Genomic DNA, 21,889 nt, shown 5'->3' on the forward strand with positions numbered 1-21,889 from the left:
AACCATTGAGCGCGGACCCTGCCGCATCGGAGCGCTGGTTGTCCATCGTCGGCATCGGCGAGGATGGGGTCGACGGCCTGTCGCCGCTCGCCCGCCGCGCGATCGAGAGGGCGGCCTTCGTCTTTGGCGGCACACGCCATCTCGCGCTGGCGGCGGAGCTGATCACCGGCGAGGCGATCCCCTGGCCGTCCCCCTTCGCGATTGACGGCGTGCTGGCGCGGCGGGGCGCTGCCGTCACGGTGCTCGCCTCGGGCGACCCGTTCCTGCACGGCGTCGGCAATCTGATCGCCCGGCATGTTGCGCCGGCCGAAATGCTGGTCGTTCCCGCACCCTCCGCCTTCAGCCTGGCGGCAAGCCGGCTCGGCTGGCCGCTCGCGGAGATCACGACGCTGTCGCTGCATGGCCGGCCGCTCGACCTGATCCGGCCGCACCTCTTCGACGGCGCCCGCCTGCTGATCCTCACATCGGACGGTGCCGCGCCGGCCGAGATCGCGACGCTGATGGCGAAGGCCGGCTTCGGACCGTCGCGACTGACCGTGCTCGAAGCACTCGGCGGTCCCGCCGAAGCCATCCGGACGGCCACGGCCGCGCAGTTCAAGCTCGCGACCATCCATCCGTTGAACGTGCTGGCGGTCGAGGTCGCAGCCGAGCCTGGCGCCCACATCCTGCCGCGCAGCGCCGGATTGCCGGATCAGCTCTTCGAAAATGACGGGCAGATCACCAAGCGGGAAATCCGCGCGCTGACGCTCTCGGCGCTGGCGCCGCGCCCGGGCGAACAGCTCTGGGACATCGGCGCCGGGTCCGGCTCCGTCGGCATCGAATGGATGCTGGCCGATCGGCGCATGCGGGCGATCGCGATCGAGCCCAATGCCGGGCGCGGCGACCGCATCCTGCAAAATACCGCTGCCTTCGGCGTCCCTGGGCTTGAGCTCGTCCGGGGCAGCGCGCCCGAGGCGCTGGCCGGCCTGCCACGGCCGGACGCGATCTTCATCGGCGGCGGCGTGTCGCGGCCCGGCGTGATCGACACGGCGATCGCCGCCCTTCCCTCCGGCGGCCGGCTCGTGATCAATGCGGTGACGCTGGAGACCGAGGCGCTGCTGATCGCCCGCCATGGCACCCATGGCGGCGATCTGATCCGCATCAGCCTCGACCGCGCCCGGCCGCTGGCTGGCATGACGGGCTGGGAGCCGGCGCGGCCGGTCGTGCAATGGAGCTGGGTGAAGCCATGATCGTTGCCGGGATCGGATGCCGCAAGGGCGCCTCGCGCGCCGACGTGCTCGCGGCGATCGCCGCCGCCGTCGAGGCCGCCGCGATCGATCCCGGATCAGTTGATCTCATCGCCACCGCCGCCGAAAAGGGCGGCGAGGACGGCATTGCCGAGGCGGCGGCCGTGCTCGGCCGCCCGCTGGTGCTGATCCCGTCCGACCGGCTCCAGGCGGCCGGCAGCCGCGCCGTCACCCATTCCGATCGCGTCGTCGCGCTCTTCGCCGTTCCCTCCGTCGCAGAAGCATCGGCGCTCGCGGCCGCAGGCGTCGACAGCGCCCTCATCGTGCCGCGCCGCGTCGCCGGCGCCGCCACCTGCGCGCTCGCCGAGCAGAAAGGTCCGTTTTGACCGTCCATTTCATTGGCGCCGGCCCGGGCGCTGCCGACCTCATCACCGTACGCGGCCGCGATATCATCGCCCGCTCGCCGGTCTGCCTCTACGCCGGCTCGATCGTGCCCGACGAATTGCTGGCCTATTGCCCGCACGACGCCAGGCTCGTGAACACCGCCGCGCTCGATCTCGACGCGATCGAGGCTGAATATGTCGCGGCCCATGCCGCCGGCCTCGACGTGGCGCGGCTCCATTCCGGCGATCTCTCGATCTATAGCGCGGTCGCCGAGCAGATCCGCCGGCTGGAGCGCCACGGCATCCCCTATACGCTGACGCCCGGCGTGCCGGCCTTTGCCGCCGCCGCCGCCGTGCTGGGCCGCGAGCTGACCGTGCCGGAAGTGGCGCAGAGCGTGGTGCTGACGCGCATGTCGGGCCGCGCCTCGAAAATGCCGCCACGCGAAACGCTCGCCGCGTTCGCCGCGACGGGAGCGACGCTCGCGATCCACCTCGCCATCCAGGCGATGGAGCGAATCGAGACCGAGCTGCTGCCCTTCTACGGCGCGGATTGCCCTGTCGCCGTGGTCTTCCGCGCGAGCTGGCCGGACGAGACGGTCCTGCGCGGAACGCTTGGTGATATCCGTTCGAAACTCGAGGGCACCGCGATCGAGCGGAGCGCGCTCGTCCTGGTCGGCCCCGCTCTGGCGCCGGCCGATTTCGCCGACAGCGCCCTCTACAGCCCCGATTATGTGCGTCGCTTCCGCGGCGCTGCGGGCGCATAGGCCTCCTCCCTCGCGCCGCGCGGACAAGGCTGGACGGAGGCCAGCCGTTCATTCAGGCAATCGCGCGGCAAGCGGCCTTGCATCGCCTCCGTCTCGGCTATACTGCGACCTGCCGCTCCCGCCACGAACAGGTGTTGCCATGGCCGCAAGCCGCTCCCTCGTCCTTCCCGCCATCGATCTGCCGGAGCTCGGTCGTGGCGAGGTCTGGCTGGTTGGTGCAGGCCCCGGCGCACCGGGACTCCTGACCCTCGAAGCGCTCAACGCCATCCAGCAGGCCGATGTGATCGTGCATGATGCGCTGATCGATCCGCGCGTGCTGGCGCTGGCGAAGCCGACGGCGCGATTCGAGGCGGTGGGAAAGCGCGGCGGCCGACCCTCCGCCGACCAGGACGATATTTCCGAACGGCTCGTCGTCCTCGCCCGCAATGGCGAGCGGGTCGTTCGCCTCAAGGGCGGCGATCCCTTCGTCTTCGGGCGCGGTGGCGAGGAAGTGCTGACACTGGCGCAGAACGATGTCGCCTTCCGCGTGCTGCCGGGCCTGACGGCCGGCCTCGCCGGGCTCACCGCCTTCTCGATTCCGGCCACCATGCGAGGCCTCAACCAGGCGATCATCCTGGCGACGGGGCATCTCGGTGCCGAAGGCGGCCTCGATTGGCCGGCGCTGGCGCGGACCGGCCAGCCGCTGGTGATCTACATGGCGGTGCGCACCATTGCGCCGATCACCGAGGCGTTGCGCGCCGGCGGGCTCGCGCCCGAAACGGCGACCGCCATCATCTCCGCCGCCACGACGCCGGCGGCAAGCATCCTCGTCTCGACGCTGGCCGAAATCGCCGATGCGGCCGAGGCGGCGGCCGTCGCGGCGCCGGCCCTGCTGGTCGTCGGCTCCATCGTCAGCTTCCGCGACACGCTGGACCAACTCGCGACGACGCTGCAGACCGAGGCCGACGCTTGAGCGCGCGCGGATTCATCCTCTCCGCGATCCGTTCCGGCGAGGGCAAGACGGTCCTGACGACGGCGCTGCTGGCGGCGCTCGCCCGGCGGGGCCATCGGGTCAGGAGCGCCAAGAACGGGCCGGATTATGTCGATCCCGCCTTCCACAGCACGGCCTCGGGCCAGCCGAGCGTCAATCTCGACAGCTGGGCGATGCCGCCGGCGCTGCTCGACGCCCTGGCGGCCGATGCGGCCGCCAATGCCGATCTTTTCATCGTCGAGGGCGCGCTCGGCCTCTTCGATGGCGTCGGCGGACCGGCCGATGCGCGCGGCGCCACCGCCGATATCGCCGTGCGCCTCGGCCTGCCGGTGGTGCTGGTGCTCGACGTGTCGGGCCAATCGCAGACGGTCGCCGCGATCCTGCGCGGGCTGGCCGGCCATGATCCGCGCATCCGTGTCGCCGGCGTGATCCTGAACCGTGTCGCCAGCGAACGGCACCACAGGCTGATCGCCGATGCCGTCGCGCCGATCGGGCTGCCGATCCTCGGCAGCATGCCGCGCGACGCGGCGCTCGCCTTGCCCGAGCGCCATCTCGGCCTCGTCCAGGCCGGCGAACATCCCGATCCGGCCCGGCTGATAGCGGGCCTCGCCGACCAGGTCGAGCGCCATGTCGATATCGACGCGCTGCTGGCGCTCGCCCGTCCGCTGGCGGCCGCCACCACGGGACCCGAGGGACCCGCACTGCCGCCGCCGGGCAGCCGCATCGCGCTCGCCGCCGATATCGCCTTTTCCTTCATCTATCCGCACGTACTGGCCGGCTGGCGGCAGGCCGGCGCCGAGATCGTGCCGTTCTCGCCGCTCGCCGACGAGGCGCCGCCCGACGATTGCGACGCCTGCTGGCTACCCGGCGGCTATCCCGAACTCCATGCCGGACGGCTCGCGGCGGCCAGCCGCTTCATGACGGGCCTGCGGCATTTCGCGCAGAACCGGCCCGTCCATGGCGAATGCGGCGGCCACATGGTTCTCGGCCGCGTGCTGATCGACGCGCAGGGCGACGCCCATCCCATGGCCGGCCTGCTCGGCCATTCCACGAGCTTCGCCACGCGCCGGCTGCATCTCGGCTACCGCTCTGCCACGATCGCGAACGATTCTGCGCTCGGACCGGCCGGAACGCGGATCGCTGGCCATGAATTCCATTATTCGACGCTGGCCGAGGCCGGCCAGGACGCACCACTCGCAACGATCACCGATGCGCGCGGCGACCCTCTCGGCGAAACGGGCGGCGTGCGCGGCCGCGTCTCAGGCAGCTATTTTCACGCGATCGCGCGGCGATAGGGATTTTTGCCAGGCGAGAGCCGCATCCGGCAGTATCGTCTTCAACGCGTCGAGAATTTTTGGAGGGAACCGTGGAAACCTATCTGCTTTTCATCGCCCCGGTCATCATGGGTCTGGCCGGTCTCGGCATCTTCGTGATGGCCCGTCGTGGCGATCGCCGCGACCGCCATTTGCACGCCGGCGAATAGTCACCGGCCGGGTGCGGCAAAGCCGCCCTATCCCATCTCTTCCGGCAGATTGCCGAAACGCGCCAGCGTGACGGGCTCGCCATAGTCGCCCATTTCGGCATCGACGGCGATCTGGAAGGCGATCACGCCTTCGCGCGAGGCCGACAGCTTCTGGGCGCGGACCTTGGCGTTGTCGGCGGAACTTGCGGCGACGGCCGGCTCGGCCTCGAGCTTGCCGCGCTTGTTGAGCCGATAGGCCTGGACGACGAACTGTGTGGTGACGGCCATGGGGACGCGTTCTCTTCTGGGGCGGGGAGCACCGGACAGGCAGATGCCGGACAGGCTGATGGATGCACTCCTATCATCCATCGGCGCGCGCCGCGCGCGATTCCGGACGGCTTCGCGGCCCGGTGCGGCCCCTACTTCCATCCGGAATTTCGGCTCCCATATAAGTCCTCACCAACCTCCCCCGCCTGACCGCGATGCGGCGGTGCAAAATCGTCAAATTATGCGATTGCGCTGCGGCGGAATTCTCGGCAGGATTCCCAAATGCGATGCACGAACGAGCCATGAGCAAAGATACGCGTCGATCGGATGACGGCGACACCGGAATCGGAGTCGTCACCAAGACCCGGCCGAAAACCAAGCGGCCGAGCCTTTATCGCGTTCTGCTGCTCAATGACGACTACACGCCAATGGAGTTCGTCATTCACGTGCTCGAACGGTTCTTCAACAAGAACCGGGAGGAAGCGACGCAGATCATGCTGCATGTGCATCAGCATGGCATGGGGGAGTGCGGGGTCTACACTTACGAGGTGGCCGAGACCAAGGTCACCCAAGTGATGGATTTCGCCCGCAAACACCAGCATCCGCTCCAATGCGTGATGGAAAGGAAGTGAGGTCCTAACGTGCCGTCATTCTCCCGCAGCCTTGAAAAAGCTCTCCACCAGGCCCTCGCTTTCGCGAACGAGCGCCATCAGGAATATGCGACGCTCGAACATCTGCTGCTGGCCCTGATCGAGGACCAGGACGCGGCTGCCGTGATGCGCGCCTGCAATGTCGACCTCGACATGCTGCGCCGCAGCCTCGTCGACTATATCGACACCGAACTCGCGAACCTGGCCCACGGGCCCGAGGAAGATTCCAAGCCCACAGCCGGCTTCCAGCGCGTCATCCAGCGCGCGGTGATCCACGTCCAGTCTTCCGGCCGCGAGGAGGTGACCGGCGCCAACGTGCTCGTCGCGATCTTCGCCGAGCGCGAGAGCCATGCGGCCTATTTCCTGCAAGAGCAGGACATGACCCGCTATGACGCGGTCAACTATATTTCTCATGGCATCGCCAAGCGGGCCGGCATGAGCGAGAGCCGCCCCGTTCGCGGCGTCGACGACGAGGCCGCGACAGTGGATAATCGTGAGGACAGCAAGAAGAAGGCCGACGCGCTCGAAGCCTATTGCGTCAACCTCAACGAGAAGGCCAAGAAGGGCAAGATCGACCCGCTGATCGGCCGCGACATCGAAATCGCGCGTACGATCCAGGTCCTTTGCCGCCGGCAGAAGAACAATCCGCTCTTCGTCGGTGACCCCGGCGTCGGCAAGACGGCGATCGCCGAAGGCCTCGCCAAGCGGATCGTCGAGGGCGACGTTCCCGACGTGCTCGCCGGCTCCACCATCTTCTCGCTCGACATGGGCACGCTCTTGGCCGGAACCCGCTATCGCGGCGATTTCGAGGAGCGGCTGAAGCAGGTCGTCAAGGAGATCGAGGAATATCCGGGCTCGATCCTGTTCATCGACGAGATCCATACGGTGATCGGCGCGGGCGCGACCTCGGGCGGGGCGATGGACGCCTCCAACCTGTTGAAGCCGGCGCTGGCCGGCGGCTCGATCCGCTGCATCGGCTCGACGACCTACAAGGAATATCGCCAGTTCTTCGAGAAGGACCGCGCGCTCGTCCGCCGTTTCCAGAAGATCGACGTCAACGAGCCGACGATCCCCGATGCGATCGAGATCCTGAAGGGCCTGAAGCCGTATTTCGAGGACTTCCACCGCGTCCGCTACACCAATGACGCGATCAAGTCGGCGGTCGAACTGTCGGCGCGCTACATCCATGACCGCAAGCTGCCGGACAAGGCGATCGACGTGATCGACGAGACCGGCGCCTCGCAGATGCTCATTCCCGAGGGCAAGCGGAAGAAGACGATCGGCGTCAAGGAGATCGAGGACACGATCGCCACCATGGCGCGGATCCCGCCGAAGACGGTATCGAAGAACGATGCGGAAGTGCTGAAGGGGCTCGAAACCACCCTGAAGCGCGTCGTCTATGGCCAGGACCGGGCGATCGAGCAGGTCACCTCGGCGATCAAGCTGGCGCGTGCCGGATTGCGCGAGCCGGAGAAGCCGATCGGTTCCTACCTGTTCGCGGGTCCGACCGGCGTCGGCAAGACCGAAGTCGCGAAGTCGCTGGCCGAAAGCCTCGGCGTCGAGCTGATCCGTTTCGACATGTCGGAATATATGGAGCGCCACACCGTCTCGCGGCTGATCGGTGCCCCTCCCGGCTATGTCGGCTTCGACCAGGGCGGCCTCCTGACCGACGGCGTCGACCAGCATCCGCATTGCGTGCTGCTGCTCGACGAGATCGAGAAGGCGCATCCGGACCTGTTCAACATCCTGTTGCAGGTGATGGATCACGGCAAGCTGACCGACCATAACGGCAAGCAGGTCGATTTCAGGAACGTCATCCTGATCATGACCACCAATGCCGGCGCGTCGGATCTCGCCAAGCCTGCCATCGGCTTCAAGAGCTCGGCGCGGGACCAGGACGACCAGGAGGCGATCAACCGCCTGTTCGCACCGGAATTCCGCAACCGTCTCGATGCGATCGTCCAGTTCGGCAACCTGCCGATCGAAGTGGTCCATAGCGTCGTGCAGAAGTTCGTGCTGCAGCTCGAGGCCCAACTGGCCGACCGCGGCGTCACGTTCGACCTGTCGCCGGAAGCGATCGATTGGCTCGCCAACAAGGGCTATGACCGCCAGATGGGCGCGAGGCCGCTCGGCCGCGTGATCCAGCAGAACATCAAGCAGCCTCTGGCTGACGAGGTCCTGTTCGGCAAGCTCCGCAAGGGCGGCACGGTCAAGGTCACGGTCGAGACCAAGGAGAATGGCGAGACCGGCCTGCATCTCGAGCCGATCGAGGATGGCCCGGTGACGCCGAAGCCCGAGCCGGAAGAGCCGAAGGCCAAGACGGCGACGCGGAAGCGCAAGCCGGCTGCCGCTACCACGGCGGCATCGGCCAAGAAGAGCGCGCCCTCGGACAAGAACCCGCCGAAGCGCGGCGGGCTCGTGCCGAAGGTTCCGCTGAAGACCGAATAGGGCTGAGGCACCTGACGCAGACATCGAAGCGAGGCGCGGAAACGCGCCTCGCTTTTTATGCGTGGGGCTGCCTCAGGCGTAGACGAGCAGGCTGTGCGGCGCGGGCGGCATCGCCTCGATCGTGAGCCCCGAAAAGCCCGCCGCGCGGCCCATGGCTTCATATTCCCTGGCCGTATAGGCCTTGCCGTGCGGCGTCGTGCCCAGCATGAGGAATGAGAAGGCGGCCGGCCAGGGCGGCGCGAGGCCGTCCTCGTCGATGACGTTCTCGATCACCAGCACCTGGCCTCCGGGCGCGAGGCTGCCGCGCACCTTGCGCAGCAGGCCGGCGCAGGTTTCGGCGTCGAAATGATGCAGGAAATGCGGCACCAGAATCAGATCATAGCCCGTGCCCCAATCGACATCGAAGGCGCTGCCCGGGATGGTACGATAGCGCGTGCCGAGGCCGGCTTCGGCGGCGTTGCGCTCCGCGAGCTTCAGCACCTCGCGCCAGTCGACCGCGACGATTTCCGCGCCCGGCACCGCCCTCCCCACCGCGATACCCCAGCGGCCATGGCCGGCGGCGATATCGAGCACCTTGCGCGGGGGATGCGGCCATGCGGCGACGCGGGCGGCGATCCCTTCGGCCGAGGGCGCCATCATCGGCATCATGGCAGCGGCAAACTTGATCCAGACCGGATTGTCGGGCGCCATGTTGGCGAGGCCGACCGAGCCGCCATTGCGCACGAAGGCGGCGGGGTCCTGCACGAGCAGGCCGGTCATTTCCGGCGAGGCGAGGAAATCGACCACGCCGCCCAGATAGGCGGGCGACTTGCGGTCGAGAAAGACGGCGCTCGACGGCGTCAGGCCGTAGCGGCCGCCGGCCTTGGTCAGGAAACCGAGTACCGCGAGATAATCGGCGAGGATCTCGACACCGCGCCGGGCGGCCCCGGTCTCGCTCGCCAGGCGGTCGGCCGTGTCGGCACCGGCGCCAATGGCGCTGAACAGTCCGAGATCGACAGCGGCCTTGATTGCGGCTGTCTTCTGATAGGCCATCACCGTTTCAATGAAGAAAGCCGGCGAAGGCGCGGATTGCATTTCGCTTTCAGGTGACGTTGAACGCATCGGCGTTGACATATTGGCTTCTCCTCCCGCTGAATATTCTCCGTCATTCCCAGTATTGACCGATAGACGATATAGAGACTCGACGTTATTGCTAGACACAGATCCGTGACCAGACACCGCCAAGTATTCTCGGATGATTTGCGACGCGTACCCGCTCGATCGCCGGGGCTTGCGGCGAGGTCGGCGCGCAGGTCACCGGGGTCGCCCGATCGACACCATCGAGCCAGACAAGGCGCCCTGCCCGTCGCGAGGCGTGGCAACGGCGCCGGGTCATTTCATCGTTTCACGGAAACGACGAAATGACCCACAATTGCTTGGCCTCCGTCAAAAGACCGGACCGCCAGAGCGGAGAGACCAACGCAATCAGCGCACGACGACCAGGGTGTGCACTCCGCGCTGAACCGGCACGGCCGTGCGCGTTCGCACCAGCGCGGTGCGGGAGGCGTAGTCGGGCTCGACCAGACGCCACAAGTCCACCGTGCCGCTTGCACTCGGATTGTCGAGATCGCCGTAATTGGCCACTATCAGCAATTCGCCGGTTGCGTCGAACACGGCCGATTCGGGCAACATGCCGTCGAAAGGAAAAGTGCGGACCGTGGCGAGGCCGCCATTTGTGGGGTCGATCCGTACCAGCGACAGCGAGGCATACCGAGTGCGGGCTGGATCACCCCAGGCCGGTGTCGTTCCCTCGAGATTGACCGTAACCGCAAAACGCCCGTCGGGTGAGATCGCAAGTCCCTCCGGCACGACGCCGACCTCGGACCGTGCCGCCACGAGGTTCTGAGGCACGCCGGCGGCATCGCGTCGCGCGTCCAGGCGGATGCTTACGAGGCTCCCGGGCTGTGGTCGATAGGGGAGTCCGCGAGGCGCCACGTCGGCATAGGCCGCGTTGGCAAGAAGATAGTTGCCGTCCGGCGTGAAGCGGATCAAGAACGGGTAATTCTCCACCTCCACCGGGTTGCCGAACATCGACAGCTCGAATGTCGCTGGATCGACATCGACAAAGCGCACCGCGCGGCCGGTCCAGTCGAGCAGAGCCAGCAGCGGGCGAGTCGGGTGGAACTCGGCGCCCATCAGGCGATGCCCCGCCGTCCATCCAGGCACGCTGACCGCCCTGCCTTCGTCGAGGCGGCCCTCGGCGAAGCGATAGAGCCAAAGCGGCGTCTCCACGCCGTCACCATCCGGATTGACTGCTATGGCAACGAGACTGCCGTCATGGCTGATCGACACCGAGTCCGCGAGCGCTGGTCCGGTCACCGTTTGGGCCACACGCGGAGCCGCCGGATCGGAAAGGTCCACCACGCTGATGGTGCGTCCAGGAGCAAGGTTGCCCAGTCCGACGTCGGCGCCGTCCGCTGGCCGGGCAACGAGCGTCTCGATCACAATGGCATATCGCCCATCCGGGGTCGCCGCCACGGCGGCCGGCGGACCCGCCACCGAATTGGTGACCGCGACGCTCGCGACGCGAGGCGCCACGGAGCGCTGGTCGAACGACAATACGCTGAGCGCGTCGGTGCCGACCGCAGGTCCGAGACGCCCGTCAATATAGGCGGACGGAACCATGTCGGCGTCGGAAAGCGCCAGCACCATCCGGGCCTGGAAAGCGTCTGGCGCGGCGGAGTTCGGAACGGATGGTGCCTGGGCATTGGCGAAGGACGGCAAAAGGAGGGCGGCTGCAAGACCGACAGAAAGGTATCTCAAGAGAAATGCTCCTCGTTCAATTTGCCTGAGTTTGCTGTCGAGCTGGGAGGCGGTCATGGTCATGCTTCCGGGCCGCCGGCATCAGCGCGAATGGCGCGAACGGGCTCGCATGCTGCGGCCACCGAGGGCCTTTCACTCATGCGCTTGAACCAGTCCGCGACGTTCGTCCGACCCGGCGGGTTCAACCACGGGATCGCTCCAATCATCGTGAACATGAAAGCAAAGAGCAGGATGTCCGCCATGCCCGGACGGTCGCCGAAGAGAAAGCTGCGGCCCGCGAGATCCTGGTCCAGCCGATTGAATCCCTGGTTGGCCATGAGCCGGTTGGCTTCGCGTCCTCCCGATTGGGTTACCCGATTGCCGCGATAGTACGTCTCGGCATCCTCGCTGCCGCGCCACCAATCGATGAAACGCTGCGCGATCTCCAGATCCACGCGGCGGGTCCACATACGCGTGGCCGCGCGCTGTTCGGCCGTATCGCCGATCAGGCTTTGGCCATTGATGGCGATCTCATCGAGATACTCGCAGATCGCGGTGATCTCGGTCAGTGCGGTGCCGTCATCAAGCAGCAGGGCGGGTAGCTCACCACGCGGGTTTATCGACAAATAGGGCTCGTGACGATTGGCCAGGTTCAACAGATCGACGGCGCCTACATCGATGGACAAGAAACCGCGTTCGGCTATGAAAAAACGGACCGTAAAAGGGTTTGGTGCAATGCTGGAATCATACAGTTTCATTGGGCTTTACCATCGCAATTCTTGATTTGATTTATTCGATATTGCTACCGTATACATATCGGCCCAGCCCAAGACCGTCGTGCTCAAATCCCTCGCTTTAGTGCACAATCCTCCAATTCTGTGATTTTCTAGGGCATCGCAGCGATGCCTGGCGTATCTGCTGTCTATCGAGGTGTCCGGCAGAGGAGACGATCATGTTCGCCACATTGAAGGCTGCCGTGGAAGCCGCGCTGAAAGATCATGCGAGCAAGGACGGTCTATCGACGACACTATTGCCGGGCCTGACGGTCATCCGCTCGGAGAGCCAGTCGCTGCCAGCGCAAGTGCTCTACAAGCCAGTACTCGCGATCGCCATCCAGGGGACCAAGCAGGTTTGTGTCGGCGACAGCATTTTTCGCTATGCCGATGGTCAGGCCTTGGTCGTCGGCATCGATGTGCCCGCATTTGCCAGCGTCACGGGTGCCAGCCCTGCCGAGCCATATATGGGGCTGGCCCTCGAACTCGACTTCACGCCAATGCGCGAGGCGGCGGAAACGCTGGCGTCGCCGCCCAACTCGACCTCGTCGGCCGAAGGGGGATTTTCGTTTATGATTGTCCGGATCAGGTGATCGGTTGCCTGATCCGGCTGCTTTCGCTGGCCAAGAACCCGGAAGCCATTCCGGCCATCCAGCCCCTCATCGTCCGCGAGTTGTGCTACTGGATACTGTCCGATCCACAAGGACAGGACGTGCGGCGCCTGGTGTTGGCGAAAGGGGCCGTCGCGCGTGTGATCGAGGCCGTCCATTACCTGCGCGAGCACTATCAGCACCCGCTTCGGATAGACGAACTCGCCGCGACAGCGGCCATGAGCCCAGCGTCCTTCTATCATCATTTCAAGGCACTGACCTCGATGACGCCGCTGCAATATCAAAAGCAGATGCGGCTGCTCGAGGCGCGATCGCTCCTTGCGGAGAGCAGCGTCAACATAGCCAATGTGGCCTACGCCGTGGGCTATGGCAGCGTTTCGCAGTTCCATCGCGAGTATAAACGAGCTTTCGGAGGCTCACCGAGAAGCGACGTTATAATACCGATGTGATAGAGCGGCTCCAATTTCTATTCATGAGGACCGCATAATCGGAATAGTCATAGAGCCTGTTGCCGCACGCGATGGAAGAATTTCCACTTCGCGAAATCAGTCTCTGGACCCAATCATCCTGTACCAGCCCGTGATCGCCGGAGCATTGCCGACCCCGACGCGGCCATTCGCTTGAAATCATGAATCCGGCAGCCCGTAGCTGACTTAGGCAGCGGTTGGCTCGCCGGCGCCCCGAAAGCCCGCCTCCACTTTTCAGTCCGCCGGCGCTATGCGAGCGCGACGGCCCTTGCCGCTTCCAGCTTGTCCGGATTACGGACAATGTAGATCGCCGTGATCCGGCCGTCCGTGATCTCGAGCGCCGTCGTCTGGAGATTGCCCTTCGGGTCGCGCGAGACATAGCCGGGCAGGCCATTGATGAGCAGCGGGCGCGACCAGGGCATGGCCGCCCGGCCGAAGCGCCCGGCGAGCCCGACGAAGAAGCGCAGCACCTTGTCCTCGCCCTCGATGATGTTGAGGTTCGCGAGCACCTTGCCGCCACCATCGCTGTGAAGCCGTGCGCCCTCGGCCAGCAGGTCGCGCAGCACGGCCGCGTCGCCAGTACGGATCGCGTCGAAGAAGGCGGTGGCGAGATGGGCCGCCTCGGCGCGGTCGACCGCATAACGGGGCCGCGCCTCGCCAATATGGCCGCGGGCACGGACGAGCAATTGCCGGCAGGCGGGTTCCGTCCGCTCGATCGCGATGGCGATCTCCGCGAAATCCATGTCGAACACGTCGTGCAGGATGAAGGCCGCGCGCTCCAGCGGCGACAACCGCTCCAGCGCCAGCATGAGCGCGACCGGCGCATCGATCCGATCATCGATCGCGGTGTTCTCGGGCGCCGCCAGCGTCTCGATGATCGGCTCCGGCAGCCAGGGCCCGACATAATCGACGCGCTGGCTGCGGGCCGCCTTCATGACGTCGAGGCAGAGCCGCGTCACGACCTGGGCGAGCCATGCGCGCGGGCTCGCGAGATCGGCCCGCGCCACCTGATGCCAGCGCAGGAACGCATCCTGGACGATATCCTGCGCATCGGCGAACGAACCCAGCATGCGATAGGCGAGCCCGGTCAGGAAGCGGCGATGCTGTTCGAATTCGGCGGCGGATGCGTCCATCACACGCGCTTGGTCCTGTTCGTGCCTGGGATGGCGGTCGTCCTTCTACCCTGTCATGACCCGGCTCGTCCCGGCAATGACGAGGTCGGCGTCCGGCCGTCCATCGTGGCCGGCACCATCTCAGCAAGGCCCCTCGCCAGTTCCGTCATTCCGCCCGAGCGGAATTCCCATGCAGCCGAAACCTCTGCCATCAAGGCGATCGGCGCTTCGGCTGGATGGATCCCGGGTCTGCGCTCCGCTTCGCCCGGGATGACGGCGCCGATCGATCGGCTTCCGATCGAGCTCAGGACGAGGGCGATGGCCCCGCGCTCGTCCTCATCCCTCCCGGCTCTGGAAAGCGGAGGGCCAGGAAAGCCCTGCGCGGCGCGCACCCTTTACGCCGCCTTCAGCGCCGCACCCTTCCTGTCGTTCGGATGCACCGTGCGGAAGCCGACCGCGATGCGGTTCCAGCTGTTGATGACGCTGATCGCCAGTGTCAGGTCAACCTGCTCCTTCGGCGTGAACTCCGCCTTGACCGCCTCGTAATCCGCATCCGGCGCGCCGCTCTGCGGCAGCAGCGTCAGTGCTTCGGTCCAGGCGAGTGCGGCCCGCTCGCGCGGCGTATAGAGCAGCGATTCGCGCCAGGCGTTCAGGAGATAGATGCGCTCCTCCGTCTCGCCCGCCTTGCGGGCATCGGCGGTGTGCATGTGCAGGCAGTTCGCGCAGCCATTGATCTGCGAGGCGCGGATCTTGACCAGTTCCAGCAGCGCGTGCTCCAGCCCGCACTCATTGACGTAGTTGCTGACGCCCATCAGCGCCGCAACGGCCTCCGGCGCAGCCCCGTAGAACTTCAATCTCTCGGACATGGCAGTCTCCATCATTGTCGATGAAGGCAAGACGAGCGAGGTGGGGCGTCTGTGACACGGCCGATGCGTTTTTTCCGCGATGAGCCGCCTCGCCCTTGGCGGGCGCCGAGCGGCCACCTAACTCGGCACAGGCTTGAAATCGCCATGCCGAATAGCCGAGACCGGGTTCTTCGGTGTAATGTGCCTGCATCTTTCGGAATCACAGCCTCAAAATGGTGAATAGCGTGCAAGAACTGGCTGACATCGGCGTGTTTGGGCTCGCCGTCATGGGAGCGAATCTCGCCCGCAATGCCGCCCGCAAGGGCTTCGGCGTTGCCGTCTTCAACAGGAACGGCGCCCGCACGGACGAGTTGATTTCCGAACATGGTTCGGAAGGACGCTTCACCCCGTCCAAGGACATCGCGGCCTTCGTCGCCTCGATCAAGCGTCCGCGCCCGATCATCATCATGGTCAAGGCCGGCCAACCGGTCGACGACGTGATCGAGGAGTTGATCCCCTATCTCGAAGAGGGCGACATCATCATCGATGGCGGCAATTCGCTCTTCACCGACACCAACCGCCGCTTCCATTATCTGACCGGCAAGAAGCTCCGCTTCATCGGCATGGGCGTTTCCGGCGGCGAAGAAGGCGCGCTGGAAGGGCCGAGCATGATGCCGGGCGGCACGCTGGAAGCCTATCAGCGCATCGAGCCGATCGTCACCAAGATGGCCGCGCAGGTCGATGGCGAGCCGTGCTGCGTCTATATCGGCACCGAGGGATCGGGCCATTACGTCAAGATGGTGCATAACGGCATCGAATATGCCGACATGCAGCTGATCGCCGAGGCCTATGACCTGTTCAAGACGGTCTATGGCCTCTCGGCCCCCGAAATCGCCGACATCTTCGCCGACTGGAAGACGGGCGATCTCGATTCCTACCTGATCGAGATCACCGCCGCCGTGCTGCGCAAGACGGATTCGACCGGCAAGCCGCTGGTCGATTCGATCGTCGACGAAGCCGAGCAGAAGGGCACTGGCCGCTGGACGGCGCAATCCGCGCTCGATCTCGGCGTGCCGCTGACCTCGATCACCGAGGCCGTGTTCGCCCGCGCGCTTTCCGGCCGCCGCGCCCACCGCATCGAGGCGGAGAAGCTGCTGCCGCATCCCGAATTCCCGAAGCGCAAGCCGACGGCAGCCGATATCGAAGCGGTCAAGGATGCGCTCTACGCCTCCAAGATCGTCGCCTATGCGCAGGGCTTCGAGCAGATGACGGCGGCCGCCAAGGAATTCGGCTGGGAGCTGAAGCTCGGCGAGGTCTCCACCATCTGGCGCGGCGGCTGCATCATCCGCGCCGCCTTCCTGAACCGCATCCGCGAGGCCTATGAATCGGGCGTGGCCGCGCCGAACCTGATCCTGCAGGATTATTTCCGCGACGCGATCGTCAAGGCCGAGCCGTCCTGGCGCAAGGTCGTGTCGCTTGCGATCGAGGCCGGCGTGCCGGTGCCCGCCTTCACCTCGTCGCTCGCCTATTATGACGGCCTGCGCCGCGCCCGCGGCCCGGCCAACCTGCTGCAGGGCCTGCGCGACTATTTCGGCGCACACACCTATGCCCGCCTCGACAAGCCCGGCAAGTTCCACACGCGCTGGAGCCAGGACGGCTCGGAAGTGCAGACGTCGTAAGTCTAGCGCCGTCTAGCGCGCTTCTCCGCCTTAACCCTTCCCTTGAGGGAGGGCCGAAAACGCGTCTATCGCGTTTTCGGGGCGGGGTCAGCTTCGGCGATCGCCGAAGCGTTCTTTCTGCATCGGCCGTCTCGGTGACCGCCACGAGCATTGCGCCCCCTCCCCAAAACCGCCATGCGGTTTTGACCCTCCCTCGAGGGTAGGGTTTAGGAAGGGCAGCGCCCGATCGCTCAGTCCTTCGTGCTGCTATCCCACGTCACATAGAGGACATCGTCGATCTTCTCGAGATCGGCGGCAACGGCGTCAATTTCCTTCGCTTCGACAGAGCTCGACACCAGCGTCGCCGTAATCTCGACCGTGTGGCCGGCGCGGTCGACCGTTTCGACATCGCCAACCGGATATTTGGCCGCCTCCAGGCGTTCGACCAGCATGTCTCGTACAGACGGCAAGGCGTCGGCCGTCGTCAGCAGCTTGACCTCGAAGATCGCTTCCGCCGATTTGTCGTCGAGCGGCGCCCGGTCGATCCAATGCGCCAGCGGGTGGAGCAGCGTATTGCCGACGAGGACGAAGACGGTCAGTAGCGCCCCTTCGGCGAGCATGTCGGTTCCCGTGCAGGCGCCGACGGCGGCCGAACACCAGAGCGTCGCCGCCGTGTTGAGGCCGCGCACGTTCATGCCCTCCTTCATGATCACGCCGGCGCCGAGAAAGCCGATGCCGGACACGACATAAGAGATGACGCGCACAGCCTCTGTCGTGCCGGCGATCCGCTGCGCGAGATCGACGAAGGCGGCGGCCCCGAGCGCGACGAGCACATTGGTGCGCAGCCCGGCTGTGCGCTGGCGGTATTGGCGCTCGGCACCAATCATCGCTCCGAAGATGAAGGCGGCGGTGAAGGAAATGATCGTATCGACGAACTGCATCAGATCGAACGCCTGAACGAATTTCATCGATGTCCCCGCCTTCATCGCATGCGCCGGCTGCCGGAAAGCGGCCCCGCCGATCGATCCGATCCCGTTCTAGCGCGCTGATCTGACAGTTTTCTTACGGGCGCAGGAGAATTTTCCCGGCAAAGCGAGGCGCGGCCTCACCCGGTCGGGGTCCAGGCGCCCTCGACCACATAGGCCTCCTGCACGCCCGGCCATGGCGGCATGGTCACGTCAACGGCGACCAGCGCCTCGTCGCCATCGGCACGGAACTGGAAGCGGGTGCCGACGGGGATCGAGATCGAGATTCCGGGGCCGACCTCGACGATCTCTTCACGGCCGTCCAGGGCCCGCCACATGCGGCCGCGCCCGGCGATGAAGAACCAGAGCTCCGAGACGGTGTGGTGGGCGACGGCCACGGAGACGGCGCCGGCCGGCAGGGTGAAATGCGCCATGCTGCCGCCGGGGAGGCCGGCGAGGATGCGCACCTGCGAACCATCAGGCGCGATGTGGTCTGGTTCGTCGGTGAGGCGGGCGGTCTGGAACAGCATGGATTTCCCGGTCGAGCGGATCGTGATCGACCGGGAGTGAAGCAAGCGCCGTGCCTGCAGATCCCGATGCCCGACGACACGGCGGCGGGCCCCCTCCCCGGCGCTCCCCCGCTGCGCGGGAGAGGGGGAAGGAAGGGGCGGTTGGCGGGGCCAGCCCTTGCCTTGAAGAGCTGCAAGTGGAGCTCTGCGCGAGTTGGGCGTGAGGCGAATCCCCTCTCCCGCGCAGCGGGAGAGGGTTAGGGAGGGCGCATCACGGCCGAGGCCGAAAGAGGCCCGGGTCACGCTACTAAGGGACGTCGACGACACGGCTGGTGGGCTCCCTCCCCGACCCTCCCCCGCTGCGCGGGAGAGGGGGAAGAAAGGGGCGGTTGGCGGCCATGGTCAGCGAACGCGGGCTCCGCCGTCCGCAATCCCCGGCTAACCATCGCGCGCCGGCGAGCGTGAAGGCTACAGCCTGGCCCTCTCTCCCGCGCAGCGGGGGAGAGTTGGAGAGGGGGCTCACCGCCGTGACATCGGGCGAACACGGACAGCCTTCTGAGATCCTGCAGGCGGCCCCCCTCCCCGGCCCTCCCCCGCTGCGCGGGAGAGGGGGAAGGACGGGACGCCGCGGTCGAGCGAAGGCGAAGTCGGTCGTCTACGCCTTCATCTTCATCAGATCCATGAAATCGCCCTCGAAGCGCGGCCGGTCGATCGCCATGCAGACATTGCAGTTGCGCAGATGGTCGGCCGTGCGGCGGCGGTCGGCGACGGTCTGGCCGCGTGTCAACTCGCCATGCAGCTCGATGTCGATATACATGCGCTCCATCGTGGCGAGCGTCGGGTCCTCGGCGATCGCCACCGCGAGCGGATCGTGCAGGCCGCAGCCCTTTATGCCCGGATACATCTCCTTGTAGGAGTTCACATAGAACTCCGTGATCTGCATCAGCACCTGCGCCGCGTGGTCGCCCTCGCGGCTGATCTCGGCCATCATGTCGGTCGAAAGCAAGGTCGTCATGGTGACGTCCATGCCGACCAGCGTGACATTGGCGCCGGACTGCACGACGATGTGCGCCGCCTCGGGATCATTGGCGAAATTCGCGTCGACCATGGGCGGGATCGGGCCATGGATGCCGGGATGGAAGATCGTCGAACCCATGACGACGATCTCCTTCACCAGCTTCGCGATCTCCGGCGCCTTGGTCAGCGCCAGCGCGACATTGGTGATCGGGCCGACGGGGCAGAGCGTGATCTCGCCGGGATTCTCCTTGATCATGCGGATCATCAGGTCGATCGCATGCTCGTCGATCGCCTTGATCTTCGGCGCCGGCAATTCGACATTGCCGAGCCCGTTCGAACCATGGACGTGGTCGGCCATCCGCTTGTAGGGCTTGATCAGCGAGCGGCCGACGCCGGGCGCGACCGGGATCTCTGGCCGGCCGAGCAGTTCCAGGATCTTCAGCGTGTTCTCGGTCGCGATCACCGTGTCGGTATTGCCGAAGGTCGTCGTCAGCGCCTCGAGCTTAATGCCCGGGCGACGGATGGCGTAGAAGATCGCCATGGCGTCGTCGATGCCGGTATCGACATCGAGGATCATGCGGCAGGTTTCGGTCACGATCGGGCCTTTCCTTCTTGTGGCGTCATGCATGCGCCGTGATCGTCTCGCTCACGCGGCTCCTGCGCCGGCGATGGCTGATCACCAGCGCGATCAATGTCACGACATAGGGTACGACATCGGTGAGCTGGTTGGGGAGGCCCTGGCCCTGGAGGCGCACCGAAAACGCATCGGCGAGACCAAAGAGCACGCAGGCGAGCGCCGCCCAGAGCGGATGGTTGCGACCGAGCATGACCGCGACGACGGCGATCCAGCCGCGGCCGGCGCTCATATCCTCGGAGAAGATGCTGACCGTGCCGAGCGAGAGCTGCGCGCCGCCGAGGCCCGTCAGCGCGCCGGCGACGAGCACGGTGACGACGCGGTAGCGCGTCACGTCGATGCCCATGGTCTCCGCCGCGCTCGCATCTTCGCCGACGCCGCGCAGGCGCAGGCCGAGCGGGGTGCGAAACATCACGATGGTCACGATCGCCGTCAGGATCCAGGCGAGCCAGGTGATCGCCGTCTGGCGCGAGAAGATCCAGCCGATCCACGGAATGGTGTTGATCGCCGCGATCCTGATCTTCTCCAGCCCGACAATGCCGGGATCGCTGAACGTGCCGGAGACGCCGAACATCTGGCGGAGCAGATAGGCGGTGAGCCCCGAGGCGAGCAGGTTCATGCCGATGCAGATGACGACGGAGTCGCCGCGGAAGACGGTTGCGCCATAGGCGAGGATCAGCGAGAAGCCGACGGTCGCCACGATCGCCACGATGACGCCGCCGAGCGCGCTGCCGGTATAGAAGCTGCCGACGACGGCTGCGAAGGCGCCGACGAGCAACTGGCCTTCCATCGCCATGTTGAACACGCCGACGCGGCCGCAAAGCGTGCCGGCCAGCGCCGCGAGCAGGATCGGCGTGATCGCCTGGACGGCGGAATTGATCAGGAACGGGGTGATGAAGCCGCCCATCATGATGCCCGCCTCCCGACGCCGTGGCGGATCGCCAGGAACAGGATGATGATCGCCTGCAGCACCATGGTCAGCACGCGCGGGATGGCGGTTTCACGCTGCATGGCGAAGCCGCCGGTCTGGAGGGCGGCGAAGAACAGGCCAGCCCCAGTCGCGCCGAGCGGCTCGCCGCCGGCGAGCAGCGCCGCCATCAGGCCCGACCAGGTGTAGCCCGGCGAGAGCAGCGCGCCATCCTGGAAGCGATATTGCGAGCCGAGCACGATGATCGCGCCGACGAGGCCGGCGATCGCGCCGCTCGCGAACATGATCCGCACCGTCTGCGGCCCGAGGCTGACGCCGCCATAGCCGGCGAATTTCGCGTTCAGCCCGCGCATCCGCAGTTCATAGCCGCCGACCGTGCGGCGATCATAGAAGACAACCGCGATCGCCACGATCATCATCAGGATCAGCCCGACATTGAGCGGCCCGGATATAGTCGGCAGCCGCGCCGCGTCGGGGATCATCACGGTCTGCGCCAGGCCGGTCGTCGTGTCGCGCAAGGGGAAGCCGACGATATAGGAGGCGACGCCGATCGCCGGATAGGAGAGCAGCAGGCTCGAGATCAGCATCGGAATGCCGAAGCGCGTCTCGCCCCAGGCGGCGATCGAGGCGTAGAGGCCTGCCGCGATCATCGCCGCGATGATCGCAACGATGGTGAGCAGCGGGCCGGGGCCGGGCAGATAGAGCGGCACCAGCGCGGCGACCAGGCCGCCGACGACGAGTTGCCCATCACCACCGAGATTGACCATGCCGCCGCGCAGCGGGATCGCCGCCACGAGCGTCATGCCGACCAGCGGCACGGCCCAGTTCAGCGTGTTCGGCCAGTTGGCGGGGGCCAGCGCGCCGATGAGGATCTCGCGATAGGCGGCAACCGGATCGCCGCCCGAGACGAGCACCAGCAGCGCGCCGAGCACGACGCCGACAAGCACGGCGAGCGGCACGGCCGGAATGCGCGGCAGACGGAAGGACGAACGCGCGGAGCCGCTCATGGCGTGCTCCACTCGGCCGTCCGACATTGCCAGGAAACGGCACCATCGTTGGACGCTTTGCCGATGAAATCCGCCGGCAGGCTCTCTCTCCCCGAAGGGGGGAGAGTTGGAGAGGGGGCTCGTTGGGGCGAGAGATACTCGAACTGGGGAAAAATTTGCTCGGAGAGGCCGTGCCCCCTCCCTAGCCCTCCCCCCTTCGGGGAGAGGGGATGGGCCGGTGCCCGGCGGAGCAGTGTCTGCGGTTTGTCTGGCGCACTCATGCCGCCTCCGCGACGCGGCCGGTATTGCCTGCGAGCCGCACCATCGTTGGACGCTTTGTCGATGAAATCCGCCGGCCCGCCCTCTCTCCCCGAAGGGGGGAGAGTTGGAGAGGGGGCTCGTTGGGGCGAGAGAGGCTCGAGCCGGGACAAGA

At 66.2% G+C, this 21,889-nt stretch carries 21 protein-coding genes; 10 read left to right on the forward strand and 11 right to left on the reverse strand.

Annotation, left to right across the window (positions count from 1 at the left end; translation table 11 throughout):
- Window positions 1–5: 5 nt before the first annotated feature.
- The 5 genes from cbiE (at window position 6) to QO014_RS18255 (ending at window position 4,638) form a co-directional block, all read left to right on the forward strand.
- Window positions 6–1,229, forward strand: coding sequence for a precorrin-6y C5,15-methyltransferase (decarboxylating) subunit CbiE (gene cbiE / locus QO014_RS18235; RefSeq protein ID WP_266350167.1), 1,224 nt, complete (start codon window positions 6–8; stop codon window positions 1,227–1,229).
- Entirely contained in the window at window positions 1,226–1,612 is a 387-nt protein-coding gene (locus tag QO014_RS18240; protein WP_266350168.1) for a cobalamin biosynthesis protein, read from the forward strand. Before cbiE ends, QO014_RS18240 begins: the two co-directional genes overlap by 4 nt.
- Window positions 1,609–2,373, forward strand: a complete 765-nt coding sequence (cobM, locus tag QO014_RS18245; protein ID WP_266350169.1) for a precorrin-4 C(11)-methyltransferase — start codon at window positions 1,609–1,611, stop codon at window positions 2,371–2,373. Before QO014_RS18240 ends, cobM begins: the two co-directional genes overlap by 4 nt.
- 139 nt (window positions 2,374–2,512) lie before the next feature.
- A complete protein-coding gene (cobA, locus tag QO014_RS18250; protein WP_266350170.1) occupies window positions 2,513–3,325 on the forward strand; it encodes a uroporphyrinogen-III C-methyltransferase in 813 nt (270 codons plus the stop codon).
- The gene (locus QO014_RS18255) at window positions 3,322–4,638 is read left to right on the forward strand and encodes a cobyrinic acid a,c-diamide synthase CobB (RefSeq protein ID WP_266350171.1); all 1,317 of its coding nucleotides are present in this window, start codon (window positions 3,322–3,324) and stop codon (window positions 4,636–4,638) included. The genes cobA and QO014_RS18255 overlap by 4 nt, the downstream gene beginning before the upstream one ends.
- Window positions 4,639–4,853: 215 nt before the next feature.
- Here the strand turns inward: QO014_RS18255 and QO014_RS18260 are convergent, their stop codons facing one another.
- Window positions 4,854–5,093 (reverse strand): hypothetical protein, encoded by a 240-nt coding sequence (locus QO014_RS18260; RefSeq protein ID WP_266350172.1) that lies wholly within the window; start codon window positions 5,091–5,093, stop codon window positions 4,854–4,856.
- A gap of 281 nt (window positions 5,094–5,374) precedes the next feature.
- Between QO014_RS18260 and clpS the strand changes: the two genes are divergently transcribed.
- Together clpS and clpA are read left to right on the forward strand one after the other, a co-directional pair.
- Complete coding sequence (gene clpS / locus QO014_RS18265) at window positions 5,375–5,704, forward strand: ATP-dependent Clp protease adapter ClpS (RefSeq protein ID WP_266350173.1); 330 nt, start codon at window positions 5,375–5,377, stop codon at window positions 5,702–5,704.
- A 9-nt stretch (window positions 5,705–5,713) separates the two neighbouring features.
- The gene (clpA, locus tag QO014_RS18270) at window positions 5,714–8,170 is read left to right on the forward strand and encodes an ATP-dependent Clp protease ATP-binding subunit ClpA (RefSeq protein WP_266350174.1); all 2,457 of its coding nucleotides are present in this window, start codon (window positions 5,714–5,716) and stop codon (window positions 8,168–8,170) included.
- A gap of 72 nt (window positions 8,171–8,242) precedes the next feature.
- On the opposite strand, the gene QO014_RS18275 is transcribed toward clpA, so the two are convergent.
- From QO014_RS18275 to QO014_RS18285, 3 genes are all read right to left on the reverse strand, one after another.
- Window positions 8,243–9,202, reverse strand: a complete 960-nt coding sequence (locus QO014_RS18275; protein ID WP_266350175.1) for a methyltransferase — start codon at window positions 9,200–9,202, stop codon at window positions 8,243–8,245.
- A 432-nt stretch (window positions 9,203–9,634) separates the two neighbouring features.
- The gene (locus tag QO014_RS18280) at window positions 9,635–11,029 is read right to left on the reverse strand and encodes a lactonase family protein (protein WP_266350176.1); all 1,395 of its coding nucleotides are present in this window, start codon (window positions 11,027–11,029) and stop codon (window positions 9,635–9,637) included.
- 2 nt (window positions 11,030–11,031) lie between these two features.
- Window positions 11,032–11,709 (reverse strand): glutathione S-transferase family protein, encoded by a 678-nt coding sequence (locus QO014_RS18285; RefSeq protein WP_266350177.1) that lies wholly within the window; start codon window positions 11,707–11,709, stop codon window positions 11,032–11,034.
- A 194-nt stretch (window positions 11,710–11,903) separates the two neighbouring features.
- Here QO014_RS18285 and QO014_RS18290 point away from each other — a divergent pair, with 194 nt between their 5' ends.
- On the forward strand, window positions 11,904–12,317 hold the full coding sequence (locus tag QO014_RS18290) for an AraC family transcriptional regulator (protein ID WP_266350178.1): 414 nt from the start codon (window positions 11,904–11,906) through the stop codon (window positions 12,315–12,317).
- The gene (locus QO014_RS18295; protein ID WP_266350179.1) at window positions 12,314–12,784 is read left to right on the forward strand and encodes a helix-turn-helix domain-containing protein; all 471 of its coding nucleotides are present in this window, start codon (window positions 12,314–12,316) and stop codon (window positions 12,782–12,784) included. Before QO014_RS18290 ends, QO014_RS18295 begins: the two co-directional genes overlap by 4 nt.
- 266 nt (window positions 12,785–13,050) lie before the next feature.
- Here QO014_RS18295 and QO014_RS18300 read toward each other — a convergent pair whose 3' ends face one another.
- Window positions 13,051–13,935, reverse strand: a complete 885-nt coding sequence (locus tag QO014_RS18300; protein ID WP_266350180.1) for a sigma-70 family RNA polymerase sigma factor — start codon at window positions 13,933–13,935, stop codon at window positions 13,051–13,053.
- Between the two features lie 374 nt (window positions 13,936–14,309).
- Window positions 14,310–14,780: a carboxymuconolactone decarboxylase family protein gene (locus tag QO014_RS18305; RefSeq protein WP_266350181.1), complete on the reverse strand. Its 471-nt coding sequence runs from the start codon at window positions 14,778–14,780 to the stop codon at window positions 14,310–14,312.
- A gap of 224 nt (window positions 14,781–15,004) precedes the next feature.
- Between QO014_RS18305 and gnd the strand changes: the two genes are divergently transcribed.
- Window positions 15,005–16,438, forward strand: coding sequence for an NADP-dependent phosphogluconate dehydrogenase (gnd, locus tag QO014_RS18310; RefSeq protein ID WP_266350182.1), 1,434 nt, complete (start codon window positions 15,005–15,007; stop codon window positions 16,436–16,438).
- Window positions 16,439–16,668: 230 nt separating this feature from the next.
- Here gnd and QO014_RS18315 read toward each other — a convergent pair whose 3' ends face one another.
- The 5 genes from QO014_RS18315 to QO014_RS18335 form a co-directional block, all read right to left on the reverse strand.
- Window positions 16,669–17,385: an MgtC/SapB family protein gene (locus tag QO014_RS18315; RefSeq protein WP_266350183.1), complete on the reverse strand. Its 717-nt coding sequence runs from the start codon at window positions 17,383–17,385 to the stop codon at window positions 16,669–16,671.
- Window positions 17,386–17,522: 137 nt separating this feature from the next.
- Window positions 17,523–17,957, reverse strand: coding sequence for a cupin domain-containing protein (locus QO014_RS18320; protein WP_266350184.1), 435 nt, complete (start codon window positions 17,955–17,957; stop codon window positions 17,523–17,525).
- A 589-nt stretch (window positions 17,958–18,546) separates the two neighbouring features.
- Complete coding sequence (locus QO014_RS18325; protein WP_266350185.1) at window positions 18,547–19,503, reverse strand: nucleoside hydrolase; 957 nt, start codon at window positions 19,501–19,503, stop codon at window positions 18,547–18,549.
- A gap of 25 nt (window positions 19,504–19,528) precedes the next feature.
- Complete coding sequence (locus QO014_RS18330; protein WP_266350186.1) at window positions 19,529–20,452, reverse strand: ABC transporter permease; 924 nt, start codon at window positions 20,450–20,452, stop codon at window positions 19,529–19,531.
- Window positions 20,449–21,477, reverse strand: a complete 1,029-nt coding sequence (locus QO014_RS18335) for an ABC transporter permease (protein WP_266350187.1) — start codon at window positions 21,475–21,477, stop codon at window positions 20,449–20,451. The genes QO014_RS18330 and QO014_RS18335 overlap by 4 nt, the downstream gene beginning before the upstream one ends.
- Window positions 21,478–21,889: the final 412 nt, after the last annotated feature.

Source organism: Kaistia dalseonensis, assembly GCF_030814715.1.
Taxonomy (GTDB): Bacteria; Pseudomonadota; Alphaproteobacteria; order Rhizobiales; family Kaistiaceae; genus Kaistia; species Kaistia dalseonensis.